This window comes from Streptomyces sp. NPDC091281 (assembly GCF_044757425.1).
Taxonomy (GTDB): domain Bacteria; phylum Actinomycetota; class Actinomycetes; order Streptomycetales; family Streptomycetaceae; genus Streptomyces.
Genome location: NZ_JBIVUY010000014.1, coordinates 130,729 through 148,147, shown reverse-complemented (window position 1 = coordinate 148,147; position 17,419 = coordinate 130,729). Strand labels below are relative to the sequence as shown.

At 73.7% G+C, this 17,419-nt stretch carries 16 protein-coding genes; 8 read left to right on the top strand and 8 right to left on the bottom strand.

The features are described 5' to 3' along the window. Positions 1-506 precede the first annotated feature (506 nt). From ACIQPQ_RS30975 to ACIQPQ_RS30965, 3 genes are all read right to left on the bottom strand, one after another. Entirely contained in the window at positions 507-749 is a 243-nt protein-coding gene (locus ACIQPQ_RS30975) for a helix-turn-helix domain-containing protein (protein WP_401310331.1), read from the bottom strand. 493 nt (positions 750-1,242) lie between these two features. Then, positions 1,243-2,118, bottom strand: a complete 876-nt coding sequence (locus ACIQPQ_RS30970; RefSeq protein WP_401310329.1) for an undecaprenyl-diphosphate phosphatase — start codon at positions 2,116-2,118, stop codon at positions 1,243-1,245. 304 nt (positions 2,119-2,422) lie between these two features. Next, positions 2,423-2,965 (bottom strand): winged helix-turn-helix transcriptional regulator, encoded by a 543-nt coding sequence (locus ACIQPQ_RS30965; RefSeq protein WP_401310326.1) that lies wholly within the window; start codon positions 2,963-2,965, stop codon positions 2,423-2,425. Between the two features lie 151 nt (positions 2,966-3,116). On the opposite strand from ACIQPQ_RS30965, the gene ACIQPQ_RS30960 reads away from it, so the two are divergent. Further along, positions 3,117-4,286, top strand: a complete 1,170-nt coding sequence (locus ACIQPQ_RS30960) for a thiolase family protein (RefSeq protein ID WP_401310324.1) — start codon at positions 3,117-3,119, stop codon at positions 4,284-4,286. Positions 4,287-4,421: 135 nt separating this feature from the next. Here the strand turns inward: ACIQPQ_RS30960 and ACIQPQ_RS30955 are convergent, their stop codons facing one another. Further along, entirely contained in the window at positions 4,422-5,294 is an 873-nt protein-coding gene (locus ACIQPQ_RS30955; RefSeq protein ID WP_401310321.1) for a TVP38/TMEM64 family protein, read from the bottom strand. 49 nt (positions 5,295-5,343) lie between these two features. Here ACIQPQ_RS30955 and ACIQPQ_RS30950 point away from each other — a divergent pair, with 49 nt between their 5' ends. Then, on the top strand, positions 5,344-6,066 hold the full coding sequence (locus ACIQPQ_RS30950; protein WP_401310318.1) for a DNA alkylation repair protein: 723 nt from the start codon (positions 5,344-5,346) through the stop codon (positions 6,064-6,066). Positions 6,067-6,102: 36 nt separating this feature from the next. On the opposite strand, the gene ACIQPQ_RS30945 is transcribed toward ACIQPQ_RS30950, so the two are convergent. Continuing rightward, a complete protein-coding gene (locus ACIQPQ_RS30945; RefSeq protein ID WP_401310315.1) occupies positions 6,103-6,669 on the bottom strand; it encodes a hypothetical protein in 567 nt (188 codons plus the stop codon). A gap of 362 nt (positions 6,670-7,031) precedes the next feature. Between ACIQPQ_RS30945 and tuf the strand changes: the two genes are divergently transcribed. Next, positions 7,032-8,201 (top strand): elongation factor Tu, encoded by a 1,170-nt coding sequence (gene tuf / locus ACIQPQ_RS30940; RefSeq protein WP_401310313.1) that lies wholly within the window; start codon positions 7,032-7,034, stop codon positions 8,199-8,201. Positions 8,202-8,355: 154 nt separating this feature from the next. Beyond that, entirely contained in the window at positions 8,356-9,219 is an 864-nt protein-coding gene (locus ACIQPQ_RS30935) for a spermidine synthase (RefSeq protein WP_401310310.1), read from the top strand. A 34-nt stretch (positions 9,220-9,253) separates the two neighbouring features. On the opposite strand, the gene ACIQPQ_RS30930 is transcribed toward ACIQPQ_RS30935, so the two are convergent. Together ACIQPQ_RS30930 and ACIQPQ_RS30925 are read right to left on the bottom strand one after the other, a co-directional pair. Continuing rightward, positions 9,254-10,636, bottom strand: a complete 1,383-nt coding sequence (locus tag ACIQPQ_RS30930; protein ID WP_401310308.1) for an MFS transporter — start codon at positions 10,634-10,636, stop codon at positions 9,254-9,256. 67 nt (positions 10,637-10,703) lie between these two features. Then, positions 10,704-11,792 carry a hypothetical protein gene (locus ACIQPQ_RS30925; RefSeq protein ID WP_401310305.1) on the bottom strand — a complete coding sequence of 363 codons (1,089 nt, stop codon included), beginning with the start codon at positions 11,790-11,792 and terminating at the stop codon, positions 10,704-10,706. A gap of 165 nt (positions 11,793-11,957) precedes the next feature. On the opposite strand from ACIQPQ_RS30925, the gene ACIQPQ_RS30920 reads away from it, so the two are divergent. The 3 genes from ACIQPQ_RS30920 to ACIQPQ_RS30910 all read left to right on the top strand — a co-directional run bounded on the left by ACIQPQ_RS30920 (position 11,958) and on the right by ACIQPQ_RS30910 (position 15,863). Next, entirely contained in the window at positions 11,958-12,395 is a 438-nt protein-coding gene (locus ACIQPQ_RS30920) for a DUF4442 domain-containing protein (RefSeq protein ID WP_383771271.1), read from the top strand. 504 nt (positions 12,396-12,899) lie between these two features. Then, positions 12,900-15,044, top strand: coding sequence for an RICIN domain-containing protein (locus ACIQPQ_RS30915; protein ID WP_401310302.1), 2,145 nt, complete (start codon positions 12,900-12,902; stop codon positions 15,042-15,044). 99 nt (positions 15,045-15,143) lie between these two features. Continuing rightward, positions 15,144-15,863 carry a DedA family protein gene (locus ACIQPQ_RS30910; protein ID WP_401310300.1) on the top strand — a complete coding sequence of 240 codons (720 nt, stop codon included), beginning with the start codon at positions 15,144-15,146 and terminating at the stop codon, positions 15,861-15,863. Positions 15,864-15,974: 111 nt separating this feature from the next. On the opposite strand, the gene ACIQPQ_RS30905 is transcribed toward ACIQPQ_RS30910, so the two are convergent. Next, on the bottom strand, positions 15,975-16,502 hold the full coding sequence (locus tag ACIQPQ_RS30905) for a gamma carbonic anhydrase family protein (protein WP_401310297.1): 528 nt from the start codon (positions 16,500-16,502) through the stop codon (positions 15,975-15,977). A 129-nt stretch (positions 16,503-16,631) separates the two neighbouring features. On the opposite strand from ACIQPQ_RS30905, the gene ACIQPQ_RS30900 reads away from it, so the two are divergent. After that, positions 16,632-17,396 (top strand): acyltransferase, encoded by a 765-nt coding sequence (locus ACIQPQ_RS30900; RefSeq protein ID WP_401310294.1) that lies wholly within the window; start codon positions 16,632-16,634, stop codon positions 17,394-17,396. The last annotated feature ends 23 nt before the right edge of the window (positions 17,397-17,419 follow it).

Genomic DNA, 17,419 nt, shown 5'->3' with positions numbered 1-17,419 from the left:
TCACGTACCGGCAGGTAGCGCCACGGTGCTCCATATAGCGGCATGAAGCAGTGTGTAGCGGTAGCCTGCAATTTCACGAGCCTCCGAGGCCGCGGGCCGCGCAGCCCCGGAGGCAGCCGACGAACGGAGCGTCGACATGGAAGAGCGTAGAGAACCACTCCAACCCGCCACACCCCTTGCAGTCGCGGGCAGCCGGCTCCCCCCTGCCCAGCAGGCCTACGCCGACTATGCGGGGCACGCCGTGAACTGTCCGGCCTGCCGTGACGTCGACCAGCAGTGCGAGACAGCCTTGGAACTGTGGCGGGAATGGTGGCGGATAGCCGCCGAAGCAGCCAGGCAGCTCGCCTCCGGCTCCTGACCGACGGGACAGTCCGCAACCGGGTCAGTCCTGGCCAGGGTCTCCACGGAGGGTCACAGTTTCACTCGGGGCGCACAGCATCCGCTCAGATATATGCGGCGAAGATCTTGCGCCGGAGTGTGGCTCAATGTTGGCTGTTGACTCAACGTCAACGCTGCCTAAGGAGGTCGGCCACGGACACCCCAATGGCCCGTGCGATGGCGAGCAGAGTGTTGAGTGACGGGTTAGCCCTCCCGGCCTCGACTTCCTGGTAGTGGGACCGGTTAAGCGGGACCGCCAGGAACACCTGCTCCTGCGTCTTGCCCGCGTACTCGCGGGCAGCCTTGATGGACCGGCCGATGCGCTGGCGCTCGCTCCTCAGCCAGTCGTCGTCCTCCAGCTCGCGTTGCATCCGACAAACGCTCTGACCATCATGATCATTCGTCAGCCTGGTACCACCAGGCTTTCATCGATCTTGATCGATCAGGTGTCGTGAAGGTTCAGGCCCTGCGGCCTGGTGGCATATGCCGCAGGGCTCCATGTAGTGTCCAGGCATCGAACACGCGTTCGCTCTTTCGGGTGAACGCAGCCGATCTCAAGCGTTCCAGCAGCCCGCCAGGGAAGGTGATGGGGCACCAAGCTGGCACCGATGATTCACCCGCCCCCAATGAGCAGCCGGCGAGCACCATTGATGCCCGCCGGCCGCGATGCCGCCCTCCGGTCTGCCAAGTCCCACCTCCCAAGTGGGCGGCCGGAGGGCGGCTCTGCATTCTCTCCCGCCTCGGCATGGGAGAGCACTGGGAGAATCGACCCGCAAAAGCCCACGCTTCGATGCGTGCTCCTACGTGAATCTACGCGCTCTCGCGCATCCGGTTGCCCACTCCGGGGGCCGCCCTACGACCGGATCAGTGGGCCGATTCGGCGGCATGAGGACTCAAGACACCCGCGCTGACCAGCGCAATAATGACCACACCGAGCACCACGCGGTAGTAGACGAACGGCATGAACGACTTGGTGCTGATGAACTTCATGAACCAGGCGATGACCGCGTATCCGGTGCCGAAGGCGATGACGGTGGCGAAGGCGGTCGGGCCCCACGAGACGTGGCCGCCCTCCATCGCGTCCTTGAGTTCGAAGGTGCCGGAGGCGAGGACCGCGGGGATGGCCAGCAGGAACGAATAGCGGGCGGCGGACTCGCGGCGGTAGCCCATGAAGAGGCCGCCGCTGATGGTGGCGCCGGAACGGGAGACGCCCGGAATGAGCGCGGCGGCCTGGCAGAGACCGAAGATCAGGCCGTCCTTCACGCCGAGGTCCTCAAGTCCCTTGCGCTGCTTGGGTGCGCGGTGGCGTCCGCCCTGCTCGTCGCGGGCGGCGAGGCGGTCGGCGACACCGATGATGATGCCGACCACGATGAGCATCGTGGCGGTGATCCGCAGATCGCGGAACGGGCCCTCGATCTGGTCCTTCAGGGTCACGCCGAGGACGCCGATCGGGATCGAGCCGACGATCACCAGCCAGCCCATCTGGGCGTCGTGGTCCCGGCGCATCTCCTTGTTGAAGAGCGACCGTGACCAGGCGGAGAGGATGCGCCCGATGTCCTTGCGGAAGTAGATCAGCACCGCTGCCTCGGTACCGATCTGGGTGATCGCCGTGAAGGCGGCGCCGGGGTCCTCCCAGCCCGAGAAGGCCGCGGTCAGCCGCAGGTGCGCGCTGGAGGAGACGGGGAGGAACTCGGTCAGCCCCTGGACGAGTCCGAGGATGAGTGATTCAAACCAAGACATGAGGTCAGAGAGTCCAAGTGCCGATCGGGGAGGCGACGTTCACGGCGGGCTGCCGCGCGCGCTGAGCAAGTGCTCGGGCGGTGCTGCGGGGTGGGTGGTGCGCTGGGTGGTGCCCGGCACGTGACGGATGGTGCGAGGTGATCAAGTCATGTGCCGAAAGGCAGCGTAGCGCCCCCGGTCGGCCGGTTCGTCACCAGGGTTTGGAAGGCGGGGGGAGAGGGCAGGGCCGTGGCCCGCGGGGGAGGCGGTGCGGCGGGAGCGCGGGCCGGGCATCGCGAGGCGGACAGGGCTGGCCGGAGGCCACCTAGGGTGCCGTGGGCTCCGCGGCGCCCGGAGTGCGCGCGGGCGCGGGGCCGCTGAGGTCCCACCCCGGCGCCTGGGGGCGGGCGGTGAGGTCCTCGTGGCGTACGGGGTCGCCGCAGGCGGTGCAGGTGACCTGGGGGACCAGTTCGTGGCCGCAGGCGTGCTCGACGATCATCGGGCGGTTCTCGCCCCGGCGGACGTGCCGGTCGCCCCAGGCCATGAGGCTCATCAGGACCGGTTCCAGTTCGAGGCCCGCGCGCGTGGGCCGGTACTCGAACCGCTGCGGGCGCTCGCTGTACGCGCGCTTGGTGAGGATCCCGGCGTCCAGCAGCCGCCGCAGCCGGGCCGCCAGGACGTCGCGCGGGGCGCCCGTGTTGCGGACCAGCTGGTCGAAGCGGCCGTTGCCCAGGCAGACCTCGCGCAGCACCAGCAGCGCGTACTTCTCACCGACCAGGGCGAGGGCGTCGGCGATCGAGCAGGGGCGCGGGTCCCTGGGGTTCCGGGGGTCGCGGCGGGCTGCGGTGACGTCGGTGGGGGCGGCCATACCGGCCAGTGTAGGAGAGGGTTTGAAATTCCAACTCACCAGGCTATGGTGGGTCCGGATTTCCTACTCACCGGTAATCGTGCTGCCGCTCGCCGCACCCGCGGCGGAGGCCCGCGGTCCGGTACCGCCCGGCGGCCAAGGAGGCCCGCACATGCGTGACGCAGTCGTCGTCGAAGCCGTACGCACCCCCATCGGCCGGGGAAAGCCGAACGGCGCCCTCGCCCACGTCCACCCCGTCGCACTCCTCGCCCACACCCTGCGCACCCTCGTCGAGCGGTCCGGCGTCGACCCCGCGCTCATCGACGACGTGATCGGCGGCACCGTCGACCAGGTCGGCGAGCAGGCCATGAACACCACCCGCTACGCCGCCCTCTCGGCGGGCTTCCCCGAGACCGTGCCCGCGACCACCGTCGACCGGCAGTGCGGCTCCTCCCAGCAGGCCGTGCACTTCGCGGCCCAGGGCGTCATGGCGGGCGCCTACGACCTCGTCGTCGCCTGCGGGGTGGAGTCGATGAGCCGGGTGCCGATGTGGTCCAACGTGCCGCCCGGCGCCGACCCGTTCGGACCCGGCATCGCCGCCCGCTACCCCGAGGGGCTCGTCCCGCAGGGCATCAGCGCCGAACTCATCGCCGCCAAGTGGTCGATCGGCCGCGAGCGGATGGACGAGTTCGCCGTCACCTCCCACCACCGCGCCGCCGACGCCTGGGCGCGCGGCCTCTTCGACGCGGAGGTCGCCCCGCTGGACGGCGTCGCGCGCGACGAGAGCGTCCGGCCGGGGACCGGCCCCGAAGTGCTGGCCGGACTGCGGCCCGCCTACCACGACCCCGCCTACGCGGAACGGTTCCCCCAGATCGAGTGGAACGTCACCGCGGGCAACGCCAGCCCGATCAACGACGGCGCCTCGGCCGTCCTCATCGCCTCCGCCGACACCGCCGCCCGCCTCGGCCTGCGCCCGCTGGCCCGGCTGCGCGACTTCGCCGTCACCGGCTCCGACCCGCTGCTGATGCTCACCGGCGTGATCCCGGCCACCGAGAAGGTGCTGCGGCGGGCGGACCTGCGGCTCTCCGACATCGACCTCTTCGAGGTCAACGAGGCCTTCGCCGCCGTCGTCCTCGCCTGGGCGCAGGAGACGGGCGCCGACCTCGGCAAGGTCAACGTCCACGGCGGCGCGATCGCCCTCGGCCACCCGCTCGGCGCGAGCGGCACCCGCCTCACCACCACCCTCGTCCACGCCCTGCGCGCACGCGGCGCCCGCTACGGCCTCCAGACCATGTGCGAGGCGGGCGGCCTCGCCAACGCGATGATTCTGGAGGCGCTGTGAGGGGCGCAGCGCGGCCGAGCGGGATCGGGAGCGGGCGGGGTTCGCCTGCGCCGGAGCTGAGGGGCGGGCCAGGCGGGGTAGGGGCTGCCCAGGGGTCAGGGTGAGATTCGCCCCCCCACCGCACCCGCCGGGAGGCTAGTGCGCCCGCGCCGCCCGCAGATGGTGCCGTTTCCGCCAGGCCATCGCCGTGCCCGCGAGGGCCGGGACGACGATCGCGGCCACCGAGAGGAGGAAGACCGGTGAGCCGGGGGAGTCGGCGCTGGCTCCGGCGATGACGTAGGCCGCCGTGTTGGGGATCGAGCCGAGGGCGGTGGCGAGGAGGAACGGGGTCCAGCCCATGCGGGAGACGGCGGCGCAGTAGTTCGCGGCCCAGAACGGGACGCCCGGGAAGAGGCGGGCCGCCAGCATCGAGCGCAGTCCGTGCCGGCTGAGCTGGCCGTCGGCCGCCTTCAGCAGCCGGCCCCGCAGCAGGGGCCGCAGCGCGTCCTGGCCGAGGAACCGGCCGAGGCCGAAGGCGATCCCGGCGCCCAGGACGGTGCCCGTGAGCGCCGCGCCGAGACCCCACTGGGAGCCGAACAGGGCCCCCGCTGCCAGGTTCAGCAGCGGGCGTGGCACGAACGCCACCGTGCACAGCCCGTACACCACCGCGAAGACCAGGACCGCGCCGACGCCGCCGAGCTGCGGCGGCCAGCCGTCGGCCAGGAGCTTCTGCGGCTCGAAGGCGAGCACGCACGACCCGGCCGCCGCGAGCAGCGCCACCAGCAGCGCGAAGCGCGCCCACGGGGAGAGCAGAGCCTGGGAGAGAAGGGCTCTGGAGCGCAGGGTTCTGGTGCAGCGGGCGGCGAAGCCCGCCGGGGCGGGCGCGGTGGCCGCCGCGGCAGGTCTGGTGGCCCGGCCCGGTGTGACCTGGGCGGGGATGAGCGAGGGCGTGGGGACGGCCGGCTCCGTGGCGGCGGCCGGGGGAGTGGCCGTGGCGGTGCCCCCAGAGCGGGTGGTGGCATCGAGCATCCGGCGACAGTAACCGAAGGACATGTGTGATCGCCGTATGGTGCGTCTCATGACCGTCACAGGCGCGAGCGCACCGGACGGACCGCGCAGCCCGCTCGCCGACACCGTCCTCGCCCGGCTGACGGCCGCGTACCCGACCGCGGCCGATCCCGAGCGCGCCGCCGCCATGCGGGCCTACATGAAGGACGTGGGCCCCTTCCTGGGCCTGCCCACCCCCGAGCGGCGGGCCCTCTCCCGGACCGTGCTGGCCGGGACGCCCCGCCCGGACGAGGCGGACTGCGCGGCGATCGCGCTGCGCTGCTGGGCGCTGCCCGAGCGCGAGTACCGGTACTTCGCCGTCGACTACGTACGCCGTCACGTCGGCCGCTGCTCCTCCGGCTTCCTGCCCGTCGCCCGCCGCCTGATCACCACGGATCCCTGGTGGGACACCGTCGACCTGCTCGCCGCGCACGTCGTCGGCCCGCTCGTCGCCGCCGATCCGCGGCTCGTCGCCGAGATGGACGCCTGGATCGGCGACGACGACCTGTGGGTGGCCCGCACCGCCCTCCTCCACCAGCTCGGTTACAAGGAACGCACCGACGCCGACCGGCTGTTCGCCTACTGCCTGCGCCAGTCCGGGCACCCCGACTTCTTCATCCGCAAGGCGATCGGCTGGGCGCTGCGCCAGTACGCCCGCACCGACCCCGAGGCCGTCCGCGCCTTCCTGGCCCGCGAACGCGGCCGGTTCGCCCCGCTGTCGGTCCGCGAGGCCCTCAAACACGTCGGCGACTGAGGCGCCGTCGGCCCACCCCCCGTGCCCACCCCCGCGTCAGCGGCGCAGCCGGGGCGCCTCGTCGTCCGGCTCGGCCGGGCTCCCGAAGTGGAACGGCACCGACAGCCGCCCGGCCAGCGCCCCGCCGACGCGTGCGGCGACCACCGCCGACGGATGCCGGGCCCCCGCCGCCTCGTCGCCGAGGAACGCGGTCGCCGCCGACCGGTACACGGTCGCCAGCCGCATCTCGCCCTCCGGCGCCTCGGTGAGGGCGATCAGGTTCACGAACCAGTCGTGCACGGTGTCGCCGTCCCACACCGCCTCCACCGCCACCACCCGGCCGGGCGCGCCCGCCGCCCGCGCGTCCAGCGACTCCGCGTCCAGCGGGTCCGGCGGCGTACGGGCCACCCGGTCGCCGTGGTGCAGGAGCCGTGCGTGCACCACGTACTGCGCCTCCGCCAGCCCCAGCCCCCGGGCCCGGCCCGCCTCCCACACCGCGCGCACGGCGGGCAGCCAGGCGTCCTGGAGGACCAGGCGGTCCACCTGGCCGCGCACCCCGGCCGGGAGCAGCTCCCACCACTCGGCGGCCGTCCGCCCGCCCCGGCCCTCGCCGTCGGCCGTCACGTGCCCACGCCCCCTTCTCCCGGTTCCTCGCCGGTTCTTCACGGTTCCGCCCGGTCCCGCCGGGTAATTCGTTCGACACCCGCCGACGCGTCGGCGAGGATCGGCACCATGTTCCGGTACGCCTTCCTCCTCGCGGCATCCGCCCTCGCGGATGCGCCGAAGGCTGCCGTTCCCACGCCTCCCACCGCACTCGCGGCACACACGGCCGCCGCCGACGGCGCCCGAAGCTGACCCTCTCCGGATCGACCGGCGGACCCCGCAGGGGGAGGGTCGGTGAGGTTCCCGGGGTCCCCGTCCCGGCCGCGCGCCCGCGCCGCCGGGGCCGTCGCGCACCGCATCCCGAGAGGCTTCCAGGAACCGCCATGTCCAAGACCGCGTACGTGCGCACCAAGCCGCACCTCAACATCGGCACCATGGGCCACGTCGACCACGGCAAGACCACCCTGACCGCCGCCATCACCAAGGTCCTCGCCGAGCGCGGGGCGGGCACGTTCGTGCCGTTCGACCGCATCGACCGCGCGCCCGAGGAGGCGGCCCGCGGCATCACCATCAACATCGCGCACGTCGAGTACGAGACCGACACCCGCCACTACGCGCACGTCGACATGCCCGGCCACGCCGACTACGTCAAGAACATGGTCACCGGCGCCGCGCAGCTCGACGGGGCGATCCTCGTCGTCTCCGCCGTCGACGGGATCATGCCGCAGACCGCCGAACACGTCCTGCTCGCCCGGCAGGTGGGCGTCGACCACATCGTCGTCGCCCTCAACAAGGCCGACGCGGGCGACGAGGAGCTGACCGACCTCGTGGAGCTGGAGGTCCGCGACCTGCTCACCCGGCACGGCTACGACGGGGACGCCGCGCCCGTCGTCCGGGTCTCCGGGCTGAAGGCCCTGGAGGGCGACCTGCGGTGGACGGCGTCGGTCGACGCGCTGCTCGACGCGGTCGACACGTACGTGCCGATGCCCGAGCGGTACGTCGACGCGCCGTTCCTGCTCCCGGTGGAGAACGTGCTCACCATCACCGGGCGCGGCACGGTCGTCACCGGCGCGCTGGAGCGCGGCACGGTCCGCGTCGGCGACCGGGCCGAGGTGCTCGGCGCTGGGCTGGAGACCGTCGTCACCGGCCTGGAGACCTTCGGCAAGCCGATGGAGGAGGCGCAGGCCGGGGACAACGTGGCGCTGCTGCTGCGCGGCGTCCCGCGCGACGCGGTTGGGCGCGGCCACGTCGTCGCCGCCCCCGGCAGCGTGGTCCCCAGCCGCCGCTTCACCGCGCAGGTGTACGTCCTGTCGGCCCGCGAGGGCGGCCGGACCACGCCGATCGCCACCGGCTACCGGCCGCAGTTCTACATCCGGACGGCCGACGTCGTCGGGGACGTCGACCTGGGCGAGGTCGCCGCCGCCCGGCCGGGGCAGCACGTCCGGATGACCGTCGAGCTGGGACGGGACGTGCCCCTGGAGGCGGGCCTCGGCTTCGCGATCCGCGAGGGCGGCCGGACCGTCGGGGCCGGGACGGTGACGGTCGTGCTGTGAAAGAAGACGGGGCGTGACGACCGCGTCCCGAGGGCGGGCGGGGAACCGGGCCATGCCATCGGCCCGGTTCCCCGCCGTACGTCCGCCCCGTACGTCTGCCCGTCTGCCCGTCTGCCCGTGCGTCCGGGGTGGCGGGCGGCGGCACAATGGGCTGGTGAGCGACTCGATACCCGTGACCCGTGCCGTCGACCACGGCACCGCCAAGCTGATGCCGGACGTCGATCGGGAGCGGGCCTGGCTGCTCACCGTGGACGGGGCCCCGCAGTCGTACGTCGACCTCGACGAGCCCACGCACCTGGAGTTCGAGTACACGCGGCGCCTCGGGCACGTCCTCGACGTCCTCGCCGAGCCCGGACGGCCGCTGGACGCGCTGCACCTCGGCGGCGGCGCGCTCACCCTGCCCCGCTACCTGGCCGCGACCCGGCCGGGTTCCCGGCAGCACGTCGTGGAGGCCGACCGGGGGCTGTCGGCGCTGGTCGCGGAGCACCTGCCGTTCCCGGCCGACGCCGACGCCGACGCCGACGCGGACGTCACCGTCCACCCGGCCGACGCGCGGGCCTGGCTGGAGGCCGCCCCGGACGCCACGGCCGACGTCCTGGTGGCCGACGTCTTCGGCGGCTCCCAGGTGCCCGCCCACCTCACCACGCTCGCCTACGCCCGCGAGGCCGGGCGGGTGCTGCGCGCCGACGGGGTGTATCTCGCGAACCTCGCGGACTCCGCGCCGTTCGCCTTCCTGCGCTCCCAACTCGCCACGTTCGCGGCCGTGTTCGGTGAGCTGGCGTTGGTCGCCGAGCCTGCCGTGCTGCGGGGCCGCCGGTTCGGCAACGCCGTCCTGATCGCCTCCCACCGGCCCCTGGATCTCACCGCCCTCGCCCGCCGTACGGCCTCCGACCCGTTCCCGGCCCGCGTCGAACACGGGTCCGCGCTGCGGGAGTTCACCGGGGACGCCCGGCCCGTGGAGGAGACGGAGGCGGTGGCGTCACCGCTGCCTCCGGCGGGGGCTTTCGGGATCGGCTGAGGGAGTCGGCCGAGGTGTGCGGCGGGGCGGAGACTCAACCGGCCGGTGGGCGGGCCGACTTCGCCTGCGCCCCGGACTCGGCGTCGGCCTCGGCGCCCGGTCGCGGTGCCGGGCCGTTCCCGGTGAGCGGCGCGGCGGCCCGGCCGGTCACCGGCCTCGTACGGCGGGTGAGGCCGCGTACGTCCGGCACGCACAGGACCGCCGCCGTGACCACGACGACCAGCGCGGCGCAGCCCCACAGCGCCGCCGTACGGCCGAACGCGGACTCCGCCGGACCGGTCAGCGCGGTCGCCAGCGGCACCATCGCGACCGAGCCGAACCAGTCGTAGGCCGAGACGCGGGAGAGCTTCTCCTCCGGGATCTCCTGGTGCAGGGCCGTCATCCAGGACACCCCGAAGACCTCCAGGGTGACGCCGGTCAGGAACATCACCGCGCAGAGCACCGTGATCGGCGCCGGTACGGCGAGCGCCGCCGAGGGCAGGGCCAGCGGGAAGACGCCCAGCGTGCCGACGAGCAGCAGGCGGCGGGGCTTCCAGCGCGTCATCAGCAGCGCGCCCGCCACCGTCCCGGCGCCGAAGAAGCCGAGCGCGACGCCCCAGGGGCCGGGGCCGCCCAGGTGGTCGCGGGCGACGAGCGGGCCGTACACCGCGTCGGCGGCGGCCACCACGGCGTTCGCGATCGAGAACTGGAGCACGATGCTCCACAGCCAGGGACGGCCGCTGACCTCCCGCCAGCCCTCCCGCAGATCGGCGAGCACCCCGTCGCCCCGGCCGCGCGCCGGGATGTGGCTGACGTCGAGGAACGCCCGCAGCGACCCGGCGAGCGCGAAGGCGGCGGCGTCCGCCGCGAGGACCCAGCCCGGCCCGGTCGCCGCGACCATCGCGCCGCCCAGGGCCGCGCCGCCGACGCCCGCGCCCTGCATCGCCATCCGGAACACCGCGAACGCCCGCCCGGCCTGCTCGCCCTCCACCGACGACAGCAGCATGCCCTCGGCGGCCGGACTGAAGAACGCCTGACCGGTGCCGCCGAGCGCGGTCAGCAGCATCATCTGCCACAGCCGGGGCTCGCCGGTGAGGACCAGGACCGCGAACGCGCCCTGCGACACGCAGTTGAGCGCGTTCGCCGCGACCATCACCCGGTGCCGCGGCAGCCGGTCGGCGACCGCACCGCCGATCAGCAGGAACAGCACCAGCGGCAGCGTGCGGGCCGCCGCCACCAGACCGACGTCCCCGCCGTCGCCGCCCGCCTCCAGGACGGCGAAGGCGGCGGCGATCAGCGCTCCGTTGCTGCCGAGACCCGTGATGAACGCGGCGCCCGTGAGCAGGCTGTAGTTGCGCCCCGCCCAGGCGGGTCGGCGCAGCCGGGGTGACCGGTCGGCGCGGCCGGCCGGGGGGACGGGGGCGGTGGGGGAGGTCACGGGCCGACTATCGCCGCCCGCGCCCCCGTCTGCCAAACCCCGTACCGGCCGAATCCACCCGCCCCGGTCAGCCGCCCGTCGGCGTCCCGTGCAGGCGGACCGTGGCGAGGATCTTGAGGACGGTCTCCTCCGACACCTCGTCCTTCACGCCCTTCGCGCCGTACAGGTTCCACGACACGAAGTCGGCGTTGGAGTTCTTGAACCCGAACGTGATGGCCTTGCCGTCGCTCGCGCACTTGCCCTTCTGCGGCGTGTTCGTCGAGCGGGCCCACGAGTAACTGCCCTTGATTCCCGAGGTGGTGGTGAAGGGCGTGGCCTTCTTGTCGAAGGTGAGGCTCTTCTTGTCCGGCTCGGTGTACCCGCCGAAGACCCACCAGGCGGGGGTGTTGAGGGCGATCTCGTCGGTGTTCTTCGCGCCCTCGGCACCCTTGCTGCCGACCACGGCGAGTGGGGTGTCGTCGGTCCTGCCGTCCTTGTCCTCGTCCGAGGTGCACCACTTGGAGCGGTACTCGGCCGTGCCCGACTGGATGATCGAGTCGTAGCCGGTGGGCTTCTCCTTGTCCTTCCACTCGAAGCCCTGGCTGAGCCCCGGCGACTGGACCTCCCAGTCGGGCGGCACGTCGAAGGCGATGCCCCACTTCGCGTTGATGACGACCTTCCACCCCGCGACGGTCGGCTCCTCCTTCTCGTTGCTCCGCGGGTTGTCGTCGGTGCCCGCGGAGGCGGAGGGCGACGCGCTCGGCTGCGTCGACGCCGACGCGCTCGCGCTGCGGTCGCCACCGGCCGTCGTGGGCTTGTCGTCGTCCCCGTCACCGCCCAGCACCAGGAACCCGGTCACCCCGGCGGCGATCACGACGGCCGTGGCCGCCACGATCGCCACCACCTTCGTCCGGTTCCCGCCCCCGCCGCCCTGGGGGGCGCCCGGCACGGCGGGGGAGCCCCACTGCGGGGTCGGCGCGTAAGGGCCGCCGGGCTGCTGCGGGTGAGCCGGCTGCTGCGGGTAGCCGGGCGGCTGCGCGCCGGGCTGCGGAGCCCCCGGCGGCTGCGCGCCGGGCTGCTGGTACGGGTTCGGCTGCTGGTATCCCGGCTGCTGGTACGGATTGTTCTGCGCCTGCGGGTTCTGCTCTCCCCCGGGCGGCTGCTGTCCTGGCCACATGGCCAGAAACCCTAGTCCCGTCCGGGACACGAAAGGGTCACCGCCCCTTGTCAGGGACGTACCGAAACGGGCCTACCGGGAGGAGAGCCGTCCCACACCGGGCGCGGGGACCCTGGTCAGTCTCCGCTACCCGTGGGTAACATCACGGTCATGAGCGCAGACCAGATGTCCATCGGCGAGATGCTCGCCGCCACGGTGCCCATGGCCCGGACCCTCAACCTGGAGTTCGTGGAGACCGGACCGGAGAAGGCCGTGGTGGCGCTGCCGGACCAGGCCGAGTTCCACAACCACGTGGGCGGCCCGCACGCCGGGGCGATGTTCACGCTCGGGGAGTCGGCCAGCGGCGCGATCGTCCTCGCCGCGTTCGGCGACCAGCTCACCCGGGCCGTGCCGCTCGCCGTCAGCGCCGAGATCGCCTACCGCAAGCTCGCGATGGGCCCCGTGACCGCGACGGCGACGCTGGGGCGCCCGGCCGCCGAGGTCGTCGCCCAGCTCGACGCGGGGGAGCGGCCCGAGTTCCCGGTGCGGATCGAGATCCGCCGGGGCGACGGAGCCGTCACCGGCGAGATGACGGTCGTCTGGACGCTGCGCCCCAACGGCTGAGCACACCCGCCCGCGCGGCGGGCGCCAGGGTCACCAGGGCCCCGGTCACGGCTCCGGCCGCGACCGGGGCCCTTGCCGTCGTGGCCCTTCGCGTGAGACCCGCGGTGCGTGGCACCCGCGGTACGTGGCACCTCCCGTACGTGACGCCCGCAGCACACGACACCCGCGGTACGTGACGCCTGCGGTACGCATGCCCTCCGGGAATCCGCCCGTGCCGTTCCTTCTGCCTTTTCGGGCAGATGAGTTGACGCGGCCCGCCCCGGCATATGTGGCACATTGGCGCTCACCGCGCGAGCAACTCACCGCGAATCCACCAGACTTCCTCATTCGGACTCACGAACTTCTTGTTTCCTGTCACGCCCTTGTGCAAAGGTGAGCCACCCCGGGGCCGGTCGGATCATGGGCAACACGCCAGGTCGGACCAAAAGTACGCACCAATCAGGCACCTGCTTTCCGGCGAACGCATTCCGTGTGCCGTTCGTCGGCTTGGAAGGAAATGCTTCAGTGCAATCCCCCAACCCCCCACGCCCGCCCCGGGTGTCCCTGCCCGGCTGGACCGCGGGCGACGCCGACCAGGACCTCGCCGCCCGGGTCGGAAGGGCCGTCGGTCACCCCCGCGCCGTCGCCCTGCTCTTCTCCCGGCACTGGAGGGCGACGCACGAGTACGCCGCCCTCTGCCTGTCCGGCCCCGGTGACACGGCACGGCTGGCCGCCGCCGCGGCCTTCCACGACGTGCTCGCCCGCCTCGCGAACGGCCGCCCCGGCGGCGCCCTGCGCCCCCAGTTCCTCGTCGCCGCGCGCGAGACGGTCCGCTCCTGGGCCGAGGTCGACGGCGTGACGGCCGTCCTGCCCGAACTGCGCACCTCCTTCGGCGGCCGGGGCCCCCGCGCGGACGGACTGGTCACGTCCGAAAGGCGGATTCTCGCCGAACGCGCTTTCCAGTTCCTGTCCGCCCCCGCCCAATGCCTTCTGTGGCATACGCAGGTCGAGGCCGAGCCGATCTCCGTCCCCGCCGGACTGCTCGGCATGGACGACGCCACCGCGGCGGCCGGACTCGAACTGGCCCGCGAAGAATTCCGGTCGGGGTGCGTACGGGCGCACGGGGAACTCGCGCCGACCGGTGAATGCCGCTTTCAGAACCGGCTCCTCGACATTCCGCTGCGCCGTAAACAAATACTGTTGCCCGAGGTGCGACGGCATCTCTCGCGGTGCCGTTACTGCCGCTACGCCGTCGAACAACTCAGCCTCGCCGACGACGCGCCGGGCGTGCTGCTCGCCGAGACCGTGCTCGGCTGGGGCGCCCGCCGCTACCTCGACTCCCGCCCCGGGCGCGCCGGTTCGGGCCGCGTGGCGTCCGTCCGGCGGGCCTCGGCGGGGCTGCGGGACCGGCGGCTCGCCCTGCTCGCCCTCTCCGGCGGCGTCCTCGGCCGGGGCAACCGGCGTACGGGCGAGGTCCGTTCGCGCCGCGCCTCCGACGCCCGTTCCCGGCGGGCGTTCGACACCCGGCCACGACGGGCCGCGTCGCCCTTCACCTCACCGGCCGTCCCTGCGGCGGCCCCGGCACCCGTGCCCACCCCGCCGCCGTACGCCGCCCCCGCCGCGTCGCCCCCGCCGTACGCCGCCCCGACTCCGCCCCGGACTCCGGCTCCGGCCATGTCCCCCTCTCCGCAGCCCGCCGCGGGGCGCCCGACACCGGTGCGGCCCGCTCCCGTACGGCAGGTCCGGCGCGGGGGGTCCCGGCGGTCCGGGAGCCGTGGCCGGCACCGCACCGCCCCGCCGTTCCGGCGGACCCGGGTCGTGCTGGTGGGGGTCGGTGTGACCTCCCTGGTGGTGCTCGCCGCGGTTCTGGTGACACGTGACGGCTCCGACGACCACGGCGTCCCCGGCGGCGGCCCCACCTGGGGCATGCCGGGCGGCGTACCGACCGCGCCGAGCGGCGGCCCGACCTCCGCCGCGCCCGGCACCACCGCCTCCCCGGGCACGGGTGTGCGGCCCGCCCAGGTCGCCCACGGCAGGCTGCGGGCCACCTCCGTCGAACTGTGTCTGGACCTCGCGGGCGGGCGGACCGAGCGCGGGACGCCCGCCGTCCTCGCGGCCTGCTCCTCGGCGACCTCGCAGCAGTGGTCGTACGAGGGCGACGGGCTGCTCCGCAGCGTCGGCGCGCCCGCGCTCTGCCTCGCCGCGGACCCGGTGCGCGGCACGGTCGCGCTGGCCGGGTGCCTGGTGCACTCCGGCGAGGTCCTGTTCGACCTGACCGTGCGCGGGGAACTCGTGCTGCGCCGGGGCGGCGGAGGCTTCCAGCTCGCCCCCGGCGCGGACCGTGCCCGTACCGCCGTCGCGGTCGTCGACCGGGACGGCACCGGCGGACGGCGCTGGGTGTTCGACGTACCCGTCGCCGTACGGCAGCTCCCGGAGTCCGCTGCCCCCACGGAGTCCGCCACCCCCACCACGACGAAGCCGCCCACAGACAAGACAGACAAGGCGGTCAAAGCAAAGAAGTCGGAGAAGGCGGGCAAGGTAGGTAAGGCAGGCAAGGAAGACAAGGCGGATGGGGCCGAGAGGGGCCGCCCGGCCGCCAGCGTCCCCCCGCGCCGTCCGTCGGCGCCGGGCCCCCGGGCGGCGGACCGGCGTGCGATGCCGACCCGGTAGGCTTCCCGGCGTTCCCCGCGCCCCTGCGGCGGGGAACGCCGGGGGCCGGGCGGCACCGGTCCGCCGGTCGGGCGGGGACGCGAACGGGAGGAACCTGCGGTGCACGTCCAGGAGTGGCTGGAGGCCGTACCACCGCTCGCCATCTACGCGTTGGTGGGCCTCGTCATCGGACTGGAGAGCCTGGGCATCCCGCTGCCGGGCGAGATCATCCTCGTCTCCTCGGCGCTGCTCGCCTCCCAGCACGGCGAGATCGACCCGGTGATCCTCGGCGCCTGCGCCACCGCGGGCGCGGTGATCGGCGACTCCATCGGCTACGCCATCGGCCGCAAGGGCGGCCGGCCCCTCCTCGCGTGGCTCGGCGGGAAGTTCCCCCGGCACTTCGGCGAGGCGCACATCGCCACGGCGGAGCGGTCCTTCGAGAAGTGGGGCATGTGGGCCGTGTTCTTCGGCCGGTTCATCGCCCTGCTGCGGATCTTCGCCGGACCGCTCGCGGGCGTCCTGCGCATGCCGTACTGGAAGTTCTTCATCGCCAACGTCCTCGGCGGCATCGTCTGGGCGGGCGGCACGACCGCCGTCATCTACTACGTCGGCGTCGTCGCCGAGTCCTGGCTGAAGCGCTTCTCGTGGCTCGGCCTGGTCCTGGCCGTCCTCATCGGCCTCACCTCGATGCTGGTCCTCAAGCGCAAGGCGGCGAAGACCGTGCGGGACGCCGAGACCGCCGAGGCGACCGGGAAGACCGAAGAGGCCACGACGACCGACACGGCCGGGACGACCGACGCGGCCGGGACCGCCGAACCCCTCGGGGAACCGACCCGCTGACGCGGGACCGCCGAGGGCGACCGTGCCCGGCGCCCCGCCCGCACCCGGCCCTCAGCCGTGCGTCCCTCAGCCCTGCGTCCGTCAGCTGTGCGTTCTTCAGCCCTGCGTCCCTCAGCCGTGGATCTCCCGGTGTGCCTTCGCCAGGTCGGCGTAGAGCGTGCCGTTGAGGGTGATGCCCTCCCGTTCCTCCGCCGTCAGTGCGCGGCGCACCTTCGCGGGGACGCCCGCCACCAGCGACCCCGGCGGCACCCGCATCCCCTGCGGCACCAGCGCCTGCGCGGCGACCAGTGAACCCGCCCCGATCACCGCGCCGTTGAGCACGGTCGCGCCCATCCCGACCAGGCAGTCGTCCTCGACGGTCGCCCCGTGCACCACCGCGTTGTGCCCGACGGAGACCCGCTCGCCGATCGTCACCGGGAACCCCGGGTCGGCGTGCAGCGTGGCGTTGTCCTGGACGTTGCTGCGCGCGCCGACGGAGATCCGCTCGACGTCGCCGCGCACCACGGCCCCGTACCAGACGCTCGCGCCCGCCTCCAGCGTCACGCCCCCGATCACCGTCGCGTTCGGCGCCACGAACGCCTCCGCGTCGATGTCCGGTTCCCGGCCGCCGATGCCCTTGACCAGCGCGCTGTGCGTCATCACCGTCTCCTCACCGTCGTCGGCCGCCGTCCGGTCCGCCGCCCCCCCGCACGCTACCCGCACCCGTTGGGGTGAAGATCACAGGGTGACGGCGTCCTGGGGCCGCCGCGCGCTGAGTACGGTGAGCGGGTGCCGAAGCGCAAGAACACGTTCTCGTCCTGGCGGAGCCGCCTCGCGCAGCGCGCCGTCCACGCGGGCTGGGCCTGGGTGCAGCGCACCGGCTCCGTCACCGCGGAGCGCCCCGGCCGGCTGCGCTTCGGCTCGATCGGCGCGGGCACCCGGCTGGCGTTCCCGCTCGGCACCGTCTTCGGCGAACCGTGGATCAGGCTCGGCTCCCACTGCATCGTCGGCGAGCAGGTCACCCTCACGGCCGGGCTGATGCCCGACCTCGACCTCGGCCCGGACCCCATCCTGCGCATCGGCGACGGCGTCGTCCTGGGCCGCGGCAGCCACGTCATCGCGGACACCACCGTCACCATCGGCAGCGACTGCTACTTCGGCCCGTACGTCTACGTCACCTCCACGAACCACTCCTACGACGACCCCCACCAGCCCATCGGCAAGCAGTGGCCGCGCATGGAGCCGGTGGAGATCGGGCCCGGCTGCTGGATCGGCACCGGCGCGGTCGTCCTGCCCGGCGCGCGCGTCGGCCGGAACGTGGTCGTCGCCGCGGGCGCGGTGGTGCGCGGCACGGTCCCCGACCACGCCGTGGTGGCGGGCGCGCCCGCCCGCGTCGTCCGGCGCTGGACACCCGGCGAGGGCTGGCAGCCGCCGCTGCGCACCCCGGCCCCGGTGCCGATCCCCGACGGGGTCACCCCGGACCAGCTCGTCGCGCTGTCCGGGCTGGACGAGGAGACGGCGGCCCGGCTGGCGGAGCTGGAACCGGAGCGCTGAGCCCGGCCCGGACCCGGCCCCTC